Source organism: Streptomyces sp. NPDC006372, assembly GCF_040612515.1.
GTDB lineage: Bacteria > Actinomycetota > Actinomycetes > Streptomycetales > Streptomycetaceae > Streptomyces.
This window is the reverse complement of record NZ_JBEXQJ010000001.1, coordinates 450070-462245: the sequence shown is the minus strand read 5'-3', so window position 1 is coordinate 462245 and position 12176 is coordinate 450070. Positions and strand designations below refer to the sequence as shown.

General features: G+C 72.5%; 10 protein-coding genes. 5 read left to right on the top strand and 5 right to left on the bottom strand.

Going from position 1 to position 12176, the window contains the following annotated elements:
* The first annotated feature begins 191 nt into the window (after positions 1-191).
* On the top strand, positions 192-797 hold the full coding sequence (locus ABZ016_RS02080) for a carbonic anhydrase (RefSeq protein ID WP_356914601.1): 606 nt from the start codon (positions 192-194) through the stop codon (positions 795-797).
* Between the two features lie 488 nt (positions 798-1285).
* Positions 1286-3157, top strand: coding sequence for a SulP family inorganic anion transporter (locus tag ABZ016_RS02075; protein ID WP_356915033.1), 1872 nt, complete (start codon positions 1286-1288; stop codon positions 3155-3157).
* Between the two features lie 79 nt (positions 3158-3236).
* Here ABZ016_RS02075 and ABZ016_RS02070 read toward each other — a convergent pair whose 3' ends face one another.
* The gene (locus tag ABZ016_RS02070) at positions 3237-3665 is read right to left on the bottom strand and encodes a peptidase inhibitor family I36 protein (protein WP_356914600.1); all 429 of its coding nucleotides are present in this window, start codon (positions 3663-3665) and stop codon (positions 3237-3239) included.
* Positions 3666-3898: 233 nt separating this feature from the next.
* Here ABZ016_RS02070 and ABZ016_RS02065 point away from each other — a divergent pair, with 233 nt between their 5' ends.
* Both ABZ016_RS02065 and ABZ016_RS02060 read left to right on the top strand, forming a co-directional pair.
* The gene (locus ABZ016_RS02065) at positions 3899-5101 is read left to right on the top strand and encodes a helix-turn-helix domain-containing protein (protein WP_356914599.1); all 1203 of its coding nucleotides are present in this window, start codon (positions 3899-3901) and stop codon (positions 5099-5101) included.
* A gap of 35 nt (positions 5102-5136) precedes the next feature.
* Positions 5137-6063 (top strand): oxidoreductase, encoded by a 927-nt coding sequence (locus tag ABZ016_RS02060; protein ID WP_356914598.1) that lies wholly within the window; start codon positions 5137-5139, stop codon positions 6061-6063.
* A gap of 87 nt (positions 6064-6150) precedes the next feature.
* Here ABZ016_RS02060 and nirD read toward each other — a convergent pair whose 3' ends face one another.
* Genes nirD through ABZ016_RS02045 form a run of 3 tightly spaced genes read right to left on the bottom strand, consistent with a single transcriptional unit; the run spans position 6151 to position 10321 of the window.
* Positions 6151-6501, bottom strand: a complete 351-nt coding sequence (gene nirD, locus ABZ016_RS02055) for a nitrite reductase small subunit NirD (RefSeq protein ID WP_356914597.1) — start codon at positions 6499-6501, stop codon at positions 6151-6153.
* Complete coding sequence (nirB, locus tag ABZ016_RS02050; protein ID WP_356914596.1) at positions 6498-9104, bottom strand: nitrite reductase large subunit NirB; 2607 nt, start codon at positions 9102-9104, stop codon at positions 6498-6500. The genes nirD and nirB overlap by 4 nt, the downstream gene beginning before the upstream one ends.
* Positions 9104-10321 (bottom strand): FAD-dependent oxidoreductase, encoded by a 1218-nt coding sequence (locus tag ABZ016_RS02045; protein WP_356914595.1) that lies wholly within the window; start codon positions 10319-10321, stop codon positions 9104-9106. The genes nirB and ABZ016_RS02045 overlap by 1 nt, the downstream gene beginning before the upstream one ends.
* Positions 10322-10483: 162 nt before the next feature.
* Here ABZ016_RS02045 and ABZ016_RS02040 point away from each other — a divergent pair, with 162 nt between their 5' ends.
* On the top strand, positions 10484-11266 hold the full coding sequence (locus ABZ016_RS02040) for a TSUP family transporter (protein WP_356914594.1): 783 nt from the start codon (positions 10484-10486) through the stop codon (positions 11264-11266).
* Here ABZ016_RS02040 and ABZ016_RS02035 read toward each other — a convergent pair.
* Complete coding sequence (locus ABZ016_RS02035; RefSeq protein ID WP_356914593.1) at positions 11263-12165, bottom strand: NAD(P)-binding domain-containing protein; 903 nt, start codon at positions 12163-12165, stop codon at positions 11263-11265. The genes ABZ016_RS02040 and ABZ016_RS02035 overlap by 4 nt on opposite strands.
* Positions 12166-12176: the final 11 nt, after the last annotated feature.

The following is a 12176-nucleotide window of genomic DNA, read 5'->3' as shown; positions in this document are numbered from 1 at the left end:
TGAATCCGGACAGCGTGAATTCTCATTCCCTGTCCAGGAGTTCACACGCTACAAGACGACCGTTCGTCTGTATATCCGGGACAAAGAATGTTCAATTCCTGGCCGGGCTCTGGAGTCCGCTTAACCTTCCTCTGTAGGTCGTCCGTCTACGGTGTGGTGCACAGGATGAACTTGCAGCTCAGGAGGCGGAGTTGAAGGCACTGCTGGACCGCGCCCGCACGTTCAGGACGCGCATCGATTTCGACAGCGGCGAATACCGGAAACTGGCTGAGGGGCAATACCCGGAGGCGCTGTTCATCACCTGCTCGGACTCGCGGGTGATACCCGCACTGATCACCGGTGCACGGCCCGGAGAGATATTCGAGCTACGTAACGCGGGCAATATCGTGCCGCCCTACGGACGGCCCGGGGCCTCCGGAGAGGCGGCCACCATCGAGTACGCACTGGAGGTGCTCGGAGTTCAGGACATCGTGGTGTGCGGTCACTCACACTGCGGCGCGATGGGCGCGCTGAAGTCCGGCGACGACCTGTCCGCGCTGCCCGGTGTCGACGCCTGGCTCCGCATCGCCCGCCCCGAACTCACCTCCGTCCTGGAGACGGCCCCCGACGACCCGTCGCTGCCGGAGGTGTCCCAGGGCAACGTCGTCAACCAGCTGGCGGCCCTGCGGAGTTACCCCGCGGTCCGACAGCGGCTCGACACGGGCCGGCTGCGGCTGCACGGCTGGTACTACGAGGTCGACACCGCGTTCGTCTACGAACTCGGCGACGACGGCGACTTCCGGGTGCATGCCGCGTGAGCGGGGCACACGCGCGGGGCCGGATACGGGGTGGCGGTGAGCCGGGCGGCCGGTCGGAGGGGCAGGGGGGCGGTGCGGCGGACTGGGGGGCCGCTGGTTCCGGTGGGGGTGATGCCGACTGGGGGGCGGGTGGTTCCCCCGGGGGCTTCGCGGACTGGAGTGGCTCTGGTTCCGATGGGGGCTACAGCGACCGGGGGACGGGCGGTTTCTCGGGGGGTGACATCGGCTGGGGGACGGGCGGTTCCTCGGGGAGTGACGCCGGCCGGGGGACCGGTGGTCACTCGGGGAGTGGTGCGGACTGGGGGACGGGCGACCCCTCGGGCCGTGCCGCGGACTGGGGGCCGGGCGGTCGTGGCGAGGGCTCCGCGGGGTGGGGGTCCGTCGGCGGTCACGCCGGGGATGACGCGGACCGGTGGACCGGAGGGTACGTCGGAGGTGCCGCGGGCCGGCAGGCGACCGGGGCGATGACCGGACGCCTGGGGAGCCCGATGGGCGGTCCGTACGGGGGCACGGTGGGTGGTCCGCCGGGAGGGGGGATGGGCGGCCCCGGGGGTGGCCCTCCGGGACGTGGGACGGACGGCCACGGGGCCGGTCCGCCGGGGCGCGGTGGCCCCGGAGGCGGTCCGGCAGCAGGTGGAGGCCCGGCCGGTGGTGTGCTGGGCGGGCTGCTCGGGCGTGTGGCGGGTGGTGCGAAGGGTGCCGGAGGCACGGGCGGGGGCAAGAAGGACCTGGCCACCGACATCACCGCCTCCCTCGTCGTCTTCCTCGTCGCCCTCCCGCTGTGCATCGGTGTCGCCGTCGCCTCCGGTGTCCCTCCCGAGCTCGGCATCATCTCCGGGGTGATCGGCGGTCTCGTGGTCGGCGCGGTCCGGGGCAGCACGCTCCAGGTCAGCGGACCGGCCGCCGGACTCGCCGCCCTCGTCGCGGAGACCGTCGCCGAGGTCGGCGTGACCATGCTCGGCGTGATCGTGCTGTTCGCCGGCCTCCTCCAGATCGTGCTGGGACTGGTGCGACTGGGCCGGATGTTCCAGGCCATCTCGGTCGCCGTGGTCCAGGGCATGCTGGCCGGCATCGGTGTGCCGCTGATGTTCAGCCAGGCCTATCCGATGGCCGACGCCAAGGCCCCCGGCACCGCGCTGGAGAACATGGCCGGGATCCCCGCACTGCTGGCCGGCATCCTGACCGACCCGCAGGCGCTGATCGCCACCCTGCTCGGGGTCGCCACCATCGTGCTCAGCTTCCTGTGGAAGAAGGTGCCGGGACCGGCCGGGAAGATACCGGCCGCACTGGTCGCCGTGGGCATCGGCATCGTGGTCGCCGCCCTGCCCGGCGTGGAGGTGAAGACCCTGCAGGTGGGCAACCTGCTGGCGTCCGTACAGGTGCCGGGACCGGAGCAGTTCGCCCGGCTCACGGACGGGGCGATCATCACCGCCATCCTCACCTTCACGGTCATCGCGTCCGCCGAGAGCCTGTTCACCGCCGCTGCCGTGGACCGGATGCACAGCGGCCCGCGCACCCGCTACAACACCGAGCTGATCGCCCAGGGCGCCGGCAACACCGTCGCGGGCATCCTCGGCGCGCTCCCCATCACCGCGGTCGTGGCCCGCAGTTCGGCCAACGTCCAGGCCGGGGCCAAGACCCGGCTCTCCCGCACCCTGCACGGCCTGTGGCTGCTCGCGTTCGCGCTGCTGCTGCCGCAGGTGCTCGCGCTGATCCCGATCTCGGTGCTGGCCGGTGTCCTCGTGCACAGCGGCTGGAAACTGTTCGCGCCCGCCGAGTTCCCGAAGATGTGGCGGCAGGACAAGGGCGAGTTCGCGGTGATGACGATGACCACGCTGGTGATCGTGGCGACCGCGCTGCTGGAGGGCGTGCTGTTCGGCGTCGCCGCGGGGATCGTGCTGGCCGCGCTGCGCATGTCGCAGACCGTGATCCGTCAGCACGTCGAGGCGGACACGGCGAAGATCGTCATGGCGGGCAACGCCACGTTCCTGCGGCTCCCCCAGGTGATCGAGGCGCTGGAGGCCGCCGCCGCGTCCGGCAAGCAGAGGATCCGTCTCGACCTGACCGGAGTGACCCATCTGGACCACGCCTGCCGCAACCAGGTCGAGGAGTTCACCGCGCAGCAGCGTGGACTGGGGCTGCGGGTGGAGCTGCTGATGCCGGGGGAGGCGAAGCCGGCCGGTTCCGCGACGCCCGGCTCCGAGGCTCCGGCGACGGCCCCGCTGCCCAGGCGCCCGGTCGCCACCACGGAGGAGGAAGCGACCGAACCCTCGCCCTGGCCCACCGCCGACGCCGAGTGGTTCTACCTCGACACCCGGCCCCTCCCGGAGGAGCACTCACGCTCGCCCCTCGTGGGCTGATCCCCCTTGTGGGACATGCCGCGGTGGCGTGCACGCCCGAGCAGGCGTGCACGCCACCGCGTTCGTGCCGGGGGCCGGTTCAGCCGCAGCTGCCCGAGATCCACTTGTGGGAGCGGACCTTGTACGTGCCGGCCAGGTTGCCGCCGTGCTGCTGCCGGGTGCAGCCGACCCGGTCGGTGTAGTTGGCGCCCTTGTAGTAGGCGACACCGCTGGAGCTGCTGGTGCCGGCGTTCCACACCGACTTCACGTTGGTCGTGGCGGCCCAGGAGCACCTGATGTCACCGCTCTGCCAGTCGGGGTCGGCCACGTCCCACGAGCACTTGCTGCCGGTGAAGTTGGCGCCGGTCCAGAAACAGATGTGGCCGGACGCGCAGTCCACCGCGGTCGGCGCGGCCGGGGCTGCCGACGCGGAGCTCGGAACGGCCAGGGCGGTGACGGCCGCGGCGCTGACGGCGAGAACCGCGAGCAGCGGATTCGTACGGGTGTGGCGGCGTACGGAAAGGCGCATGGGCCTGGTCTCCTCGAAGGTCGTGACCCGGTGGTTCGGACGGCCCGACGCTGGCAAGGCGGGACCGGGCCGGGCAAGGAGAGCGGGGCTCGCTGGGATGCCGGGATGCCGGGACGCGGCCCAACTGGCGCGTTCCGGAACCGTTGGGACGGCCATGGGACGCCTTTGGTGGCACAGTGGCGCTTCGAGGCGCCAGACCAGCGCCCCGTGGGGGTATCCGAGGGGGGAACCCGATGCCTGTGTGCCCGGAAACGGAACGGTTCGCCGCGCTGCTGCGTTCGCTGAAGAGCCGGTCCGGCCTGAGTTACGAGGCCCTCGCCAGGAAGTCCGGACTGGCCGGCTCGACGTTGCACCGCTACTGCCGTGGCACCTCGGTGCCCCAGGACTACGGCAGCATCCACCGGCTCGCGACCGTGTGCGGGGCGACCCCGGAGGAACTGCGCACCCTGCACCGGCTGTGGGCCCTGGCGGACGCGGCGAGGGCCGCCGCGGCCGCGGCGGCAGAAGAGACGGCGGAGGGGGAGCCGGAAGCCGAGGAACGGGGCCACGGAACCGAGGAAGTGGGTGCGCCCCCGGCGCCTGACCGGCCCTCGGATCCGGAGGGCACCGCCGTGACCGGGCGGCAGCCGGAAGGCACCGCCCTGACCGGGCGGCAGCCGGAAGGCACCGCCGCGACGGACCATCCCGGCACCCGGCCCGATGCCCGCCCCGGCACCCGTCCCGACGCCGGGTCGCACCGCCGCCTCCGCGTCACCGTCGTCGCCGCCGTGCTCCTCGCCACCGTCGGCGCCGCCAGCTGGGCGCTGTCGAACAGCCGGGCGTCCTCGGACAGCGACGGCGGCGGACACGGCACCGGAGACAGCCGCCCCCTGTTCTCGGCCGGCTGCCCGACCACCATCGCCATGGGCGAGCACGACGCGTGCGTGAAGGAGGTCCAGCGGCTGCTGCACACCAAGGGCGCGGACATCGACGTCGACGGGGACTTCGGGCCCCAGACCCTGCGCCGGGTCACCGCCTTCCAGGTGTTCGCGGGACTCCAGCCCAACGGGGTCGTCGAGGAGCCCACCAAGAAGGCGCTGTACACCTCACGGGTGCGGATGACCGTCTGGCCGGAGGAGAAGGTGCGCAAGCGGGTCCGCGAGGTGTTCCCCGAGGCGCCGGACAAGGCGGTGGCCATCGCCGACTGCCAGTCCTTCCTCGACCCGCTGCACATCCTGCCCAACACCAACGGCACCCGGAACTGGGGCCTCTTCCAGATCTCCGACGCCCGGCTGCGCGACCTCGGAGGCACCCCGCGCCAGGCCCTGGACCCGGAGTGGAACATCCAGGCGGCGCGGAAGCTGTGGAGCAAGAAGCACGACTTCCACGACTGGCCGCACTGCGCCCGGGCCGCCGGCGGCTCCACGCCCTCGCCGACGCCGCACAGCTCCTCGTAGGCTGGTCGTCGTCGCCACCGTGGAGGGAGGCAGCCATGCCCGGCTGGACCACGCACGACATCCCCGACCAGAGCGGCCGGGTCGCCGTCGTCACCGGCGCCAACAGTGGAATCGGGCTCGTCACGGCACGGGAGCTGGCGCGCAAGGGGGCGCGGGTGGTGCTCGCGTGCCGGTCCGAGGCCCGCGGGAACGCGGCCGTGGACCGGCTCCGCGCGGAGCTGCCGCAGGCCCGGGTCGAACTGGGGCGGCTCGACCTCGGGGACCTGAGCTCCGTGCGCGCGTTCGCCGCCGGTTTCCCGTACGAGCGGCTGGACGTGCTCGTCGACAACGCGGGGGTGATGGCGCTGCCGTACGGCAGGACGGTGGACGGCTTCGAGACGCAGTTCGGGGTCAACCACCTGGGGCACTTCGCCCTCACCGGCCTGCTGCTGCCCACTTTGCTCGCGTCTCCGGGGGCGCGGGTCGTGGCCGTCTCCAGCTCGGCGCACGCCCTGGCCAACATCGATATCGACGACCTCGACGGTGAGCGGCGTTACCGGCGCTGGATCGCCTACGCCCGCTCCAAGACGGCGAACCTGCTGTTCGTCCACGAGCTGGCGCGCAGGGCGGCGGCCCACGGCAGCGACCTGGTGGCGGCCGCGGCCCACCCCGGGTACGCCGCGACCAACCTCCAGACGGCCGGGCCACGCGCGGAGGGCCGCCGTGCCGCCGAGCGGTTCATGTCGGTCGGAAACCGGTTCTTCGCACAGTCGGCCGAAGCGGGCGCCCTGCCGATCCTGTACGCCGCGACCGACCCGGGCATACGGCCCGACTCCTTCACCGGCCCCTCGTTCGCGATGTGGCGCGGGGCGCCCGCACCGTCCTGGCGGGCGCCCTGGACCCTCAACCACACCGCCGGGGAACGGCTTTGGGTCGCGTCGGAGGAGCTGACCGGGGTGACGTACGGCGCCCTCAAGACGTGAGGGAACTCGACAGCGCGGCGGGCGCCCTCCGGAGCGCACGACGAGGACGCCCCTGCGTATAGGGGCGTCCTCGGTCGGGCCGGCGTGCTACGCGATGCGGATCTTGTAGGCCTCCACCTGTACCGCCTCGTCGTCCAGGCACTCCCCGGACGCCAGGTCGAAGCGCTGCTTGAGCAGCGGGGAGGCGACGAACGGGCGGCCCCGGTGGGTGCCGGTGAGGCCGCGGGAGAGGACGGCGGCGCCGGTGAAGGGGTCGCGGTTGCCGATGGCGAAGAGTTCGCCGGAGCGGTCGCGGAAGATCGCGGCCTGGCGGCCGTCCGGCAGCAGTGCCGCCACCCCGCGGCCCGGGATCAGCGCGCTCAGGTCGCAGACCGTGAACCAGTCGCCCTCCAGGGCGAGCTGAACCTTCAGGTCGGTCGTCTCAGGTGCCAGGGTCATCGCTGGGTGCTTCCTTCCAGAACGTCGGCGGGTCGCATACCGATGGACAGCAGCGGCAGGTCGGGCTTCATCTGGTCGCGCTCGGGCACGAAGGCGACGACCGGGTCGGGGGTGTCCGGGGCGTTCACGAAGGACACGAACCGGGCGAGCTTCTCGGGGTCGTTGATGGTCTCGGCCCACTCGTCGCGGTAGTGCGCGACGTGTGCCCGCATCAGCTGCTCCAGCTCGTCGCAGATGTCGAGCGAGTCGTGGACGACGACGTCCCGCACGTGGTCGAGGCCGCCGGGGATCCGCTCCAGCCAGGTCGAGGTGCGCTCCAGCCGGTCGGCCGTGCGGATGTAGAACATCAGGAACCGGTCGATGAGCCGGACCAGTTCGGCGTCCGACAGGTCCTGGGCGAGCAGGTCCGCGTGGCGGGGCGTGGCGCCGCCGTTGCCGCCGACGTACAGGTTCCAGCCGTTGGCGGTGGCGATCACGCCGAAGTCCTTCGACTGGGCCTCCGCGCACTCGCGCTGGCAGCCCGAGACCGCCGACTTGAGCTTGTGCGGCGACCTGAGCCCCCGGTAGCGCAGCTCCAGGTCGATCGCCATGCGGACCGAGTCCTGGACGCCGTAGCGGCACCAGGTCTGCCCGACGCAGGACTTCACCGTGCGCAGCGACTTGCCGTAGGCGTGGCCGGACTCGAAGCCGGCGTCGACCAGCCGGGCCCAGATCACGGGCAGCTGCTCGACGCGGGCACCGAACATGTCGATCCGCTGGCCGCCCGTGATCTTCGTGTAGAGGCCGAAGTCGCGGGCGATCTCGCCGATCACGATCAGCTTCTCCGGGGCGATCTCACCGCCGGGGATCCGCGGCACGACCGAGTAGGAGCCGTTCTTCTGGAGGTTGGCCAGGAAGTGGTCGTTGGTGTCCTGGAGGGACGCCTGCTCGCCGTCGAGGACGTAGCCGCTCGCGCCGATCGCGGGGGCGAGGGAGGCGATGATCGAGCCGACGGCCGGCTTGCAGATCTCGCAGCCGTCACCGCCCCGGGCCTCCTCGCGGCCGTGCCGGTCCAGCAGCTCCTGGTAGGTGTTGATGCGCAGGGCGAGGACGATCTCGTAGAGCTCCTCGCGGGTCTGAGCGAAGCAGCCGCACAGTCCCTTGTCGACCTCGATGCCGCTGGCCTCCAGCTCGGCGTTGACGAGCTGGCCGAGGACCTTCACGCAGGAGCCGCAGCCGGTGCCGGCCTTGGTGCACTTCTTCACCTCGGGCACGGTGGTGCACTGGTGGTCGGTGACCGCGCCGCGGATCGTGCCCTTGGAGACGTTGTGGCAGGAGCAGACGATCGCGTCGTCCGGCAGCGCCGACGGGCCGAGCTGGACGGACTCCCCGGCCCCGGCGGGCAGCACCAGCGACTCGGGGGAGACCGGCGGGACCGAGCCGGTGAACGCCTTCAGCGTGCCGTAGGCCTCCGCGTCGCCGACCAGGATGCCGCCGAGCAGCGTCCCGTCGCGGCCGATGACCAGCTTCTTGTACAGGCCGGCGCGGGAGTCGGAGTAGACGACGTCCAGGCAGTCCTCGGCGGTGCCGTGCGCGTCGCCGAAGGACGCCACGTCCACGCCGAGCAGCTTCAGCTTGGTGGACAGGTCGGCGCCGGTGAAGGACGCCTCGTCGGAGGCGATCGTCGCGGCCGCCGTCTCCGCCTGCTCGTAGCCCGGGGCGACCAGGCCGTAGACCCGGCCGTCGGCGGCCAGCGCGCACTCGCCGATGGCGAACACGTGCGGGTCGGCGACCGTGCGGCACTGCTCGTCGACGGTGATGCCGCCGCGCTCGCCGACCGTCAGGCCGCAGTCCCGGGCGAGCTGGTCACGGGGCCGGACACCGGCGCTGAACACCACCATGTCGGTGGCGAGTTCGGAGCCGTCGGACAGCTTCATGCCGGTCACGGCGCCGTCCTCGCCGACCACGATCTCCTGCGTGCCCACGCCCGTGTGGACGCTCAGGCCCATCTCCTCGATGGTGCGCAGCAGGGCGGCGCCGCCGCCGTCGTCCACCTGCACGGGCATCAGCCGGGGAGCGAACTCCACGATGTGGGACTCGACGCCCAGGCCCTTCAGCGCGCCCGCGGCCTCCAGGCCCAGCAGACCGCCGCCGACGACGGCACCCGTGGTGGCCCGGGTCTTCGCGTACTCCTCGATCGCGAGCAGGTCCTCGATCGTGCGGTAGACGAAGCAGCCCTCGGCGTCCTTGTTCGGGACCGGCGGCACGAACGGGTACGAGCCGGTGGCGAGGACGAGCGTGTCGTAGTCGAAGACCTCACCGGACCGGGCGGTGACCTTCTTCGCGTCACGGTCGACGGAGACCGCCGGGTCGCCCACGTACAGCTCGATGCCGTGGTCCTTGATGAACTCCATGTCCGTCATGGACAGGTCGTCCGGCGTCTTGCCCGAGAAGTAGGAGGTGAGGGCGACGCGGTCGTAGGCCGGACGCGGCTCCTCGCAGAGCACGACCACGCGGTGCGTGGCGGTCAGGCCGCGCTCGGCGAGCGCTTCGAGGAAGCGCTGGCCGACCATGCCGTGGCCGACGAGCACGATCGTGGGGGTGGCCCCCAGGGTGGCCGTCATCAGGAGCCTCCATCGTTGGTGAGCAGGTGGAGCAGCGGGCCGCCGTCGGAGGGGAGCGGCTCTGCTCCCTCCCAGGCGCGGGCGAGCGCGCCGACGGTGCCGAGTTCGCCGACGAGGACCCCGCCGACCAGGCGGTCGTCGCGGACGACGACCTTGCGGTAGGTGCCGCGGGTGGCGTCGGTGAGCTGGACGACGTCGTCGCCCGGGAGCGCCTCGGTCTCGCCGAACGCGGCGAGGTCGAAGGGGCTGTCCTGCCCGTTCAGGGTGAGCCGGGTCAGCGAGCGGGTGCCGGTGTAGCGGGCGCTCGCGTCACCGGCGAGCAATTCGGCCAGTGCGTCGGCCTGTTCGAGCGCGGGAGCGGCGAGGCCGTACACGACACCGTCGTGCTGGGCGCAGTCGCCGATCGCGTAGATGTACGGGTCGGAGGTGCGCAGCGCGTCGTCGACGACGACACCCTTGCGGACGTCGAGGCCGGCGGCCTGGGCGAGACCCACCCGGGGGCGGACGCCGCAGGCGACGACCACCAGGTCCGCGTCGAGCGCGTACCCGTCGGCCATCTCCACGGAGCGGACGGCGCCGCCGACGCAGCGCACGTCCCGCACGCGGCACTCGGTGTGCACCTCGACGCCGAGGTCGGTCAGGTGCCGCTTGACGAGCTTCGAGGCGGCCGGGTCGAGCTGGCGCTCCATCAGCCGCTCGGACTGCTGGGCGAGGACGACCTGGGCACCGCGCAGCGCGAGCGCCCGGGCGGCGGAGACCCCGAGGAGCCCGCCGCCGATGACGACCGCCCGGGCGCCCGGCCGGACCGCCTTGGAAAGGCCCAGGCAGTCGTCCATGGTCCGGAAGGCGTGGACGCCCTCCGGCAGGACGTGGTCGGGGGTGAACAGCCCGCGCAGCGGCGGCAGAACGGGGTTGGATCCGGTGGCCAGGACGAGCCGGTCGTATGCGATCACCGTGCCGTCGGCGCAGGTGACGGTCCGCCCGTCGCGGTCGATGCCGGTGACCCGGCCGCGCCGCAGCTCCGCGGGCGCCGGCAGGGCGATCACCTCGGGGCCGTACCGTCCGGCAAGCACCTCGGCGAGCAGCACCCGGTTGTACGGCCGGTGCTCCTCCTCGCCGATCAGCGACGCGGGCGTGCCGAGCTCACCGAGCCGCCGGGCGAGCCGTACGCCCGCGAGGCCGGTGCCGATCACCACCACACGCTCATTCGAGGTCATGCCCTTGAGCGTGCGGTGCCGGTGTTACCCGGCAGCATCACGTCTGTTTCCCACGGGGAACGCTGCCCTCAGCGGGGGAGGGGGCCGGGTGTGAGGGTTCCCGAGGTGAGGTGACAGCGGGCTGTGAGGGGCGCCCTACAGGGCTCGCATAGGGTCTCGATCATGCCCGACATATCACTGACCATGATCGCCCTGCTCTGCCTCGCGGCTCTCGCCGCCGGGTGGATCGACGCCGTGGTCGGTGGCGGCGGGCTGCTCCTGCTGCCGGTGCTGCTGCTCGGACTGCCGTCCGGGACGCCCGCCGCGCACGCCCTCGGCACCAACAAGGCGGTCGCCATCGTCGGCACCACAGGCGCGGCGGTGACGTACGCCCGAAAGGCCCCGGTGGACGTCCGCACCGCCGTGCGCATCGGTCTGGCCGCGCTCGCCGGATCCTCCGCCGGGGCCTTCCTCGCGGCCGGGATGAGCACCGAGGTCCTCAAGCCGGTGATCATGGTGGTGCTGCTCGGGGTCGCGGCCTTCGTGATCCTGCGCCCCGCCTTCGGCACGGCCCCCGCGACCGGCCCGGCCACCCGCCGCCAGATCCTCACGGCGATCGCCCTCGCGGGCCTCGGCATCGGCTTCTACGACGGCCTCATCGGCCCCGGCACCGGCACCTTCCTGGTCCTCGCCCTCACCGCCGTCCTCCACCTCGACCTCGTCACCGCCTCCGCCACCGCCAAGATCGTCAACTGCTGCACCAACGCGGGCGCCCTCGCCACCTTCGCCTGGCAGGGCGCGGTCCTGTGGCAACTGGCCGCCGTGATGGCCGTGTTCAACCTCGCGGGCGGCACCCTGGGCGCCCACACGGCCCTGAAGAAGGGCAGCGGCTTCGTCCGCGTCGTGCTGCTGACGGTGGTGTTCGCGCTGGTGGCGAACATGGCGTACGAGCAGTGGGTGGCCTAGGCGGGCGTCCCCGGCGCCGACTCCAGCAGCTCGACGATCCCCGTGCCGTCCTCGTCCCCGTGCCCCTGCCCGAGCCGCCGCTCCATCAGCGCCATGTACGGCGTCAGCAGTTCCGGGCTCACCCGCTGCTCCTCGGCCGTGCGCAGGAGCGTGGCGTTGCCCGCGACCTGCATCGCGAGGTTGGAGACGACGTTCCTGGTGTAGTCGCCGGTCGCCAGCCCGTCGGCGGTCTGGTGCGCGGCCGGCGCCATCGCGGTCAGCCAGTCGACGAGCAGTGGGGCGAAGTCCTTCGGGGCGATGTCCTCCGGGCGGATCAGGGCGAAGGCGTGGGTGATGCCCGCGAACATGCCGGACATGGCGCTGAGCAGCGCCACGTCGTGCAGTGCGGCGAAGCCCGGGTCGGCGCCGACGTAGCGGGTGCCGGCCGGGGCGGCGAGGGTGTCGCGGTGTTCGGTGAAGAGGTCGGGGGAGCCGCTGTAGAAGACGTACCCGCCGGACTGCGGGACCCCGATCATCGGCGGGACGGCCATGATGCCGCCGTCCAGGTAGCGGGCGCCCCGGGCCTCGGCCCAGGCGGCGCGGGCGCGGGCCTCGGCGGGGGTGCCGGTGGTGAGGTTCACCAGGTCACGGGACGACAGGTCGGTGCCCTCCAGGGCCTCGCCCACGGAGGCGTCGTCGAGCAGGCAGGCGATCACCAGGCGGTTCGCGGTCACCGCCTCGGCGGCGGTCCGGGCGACCGTGGCGCCCTCGGCGGCGAGGGTCTGCGCGCGGGCGGGAGTGCGGTTCCAGACGGTCACCTCGTGCCCGGCGGCGAGCCAGGCACGGGCGAGGGCGCTGCCCATCGCGCCGGTGCCGAGGAGGGTGACGGGAGTACGGGAAGCAACGGGGTTGTCGGTCATGGCGTTTAGGC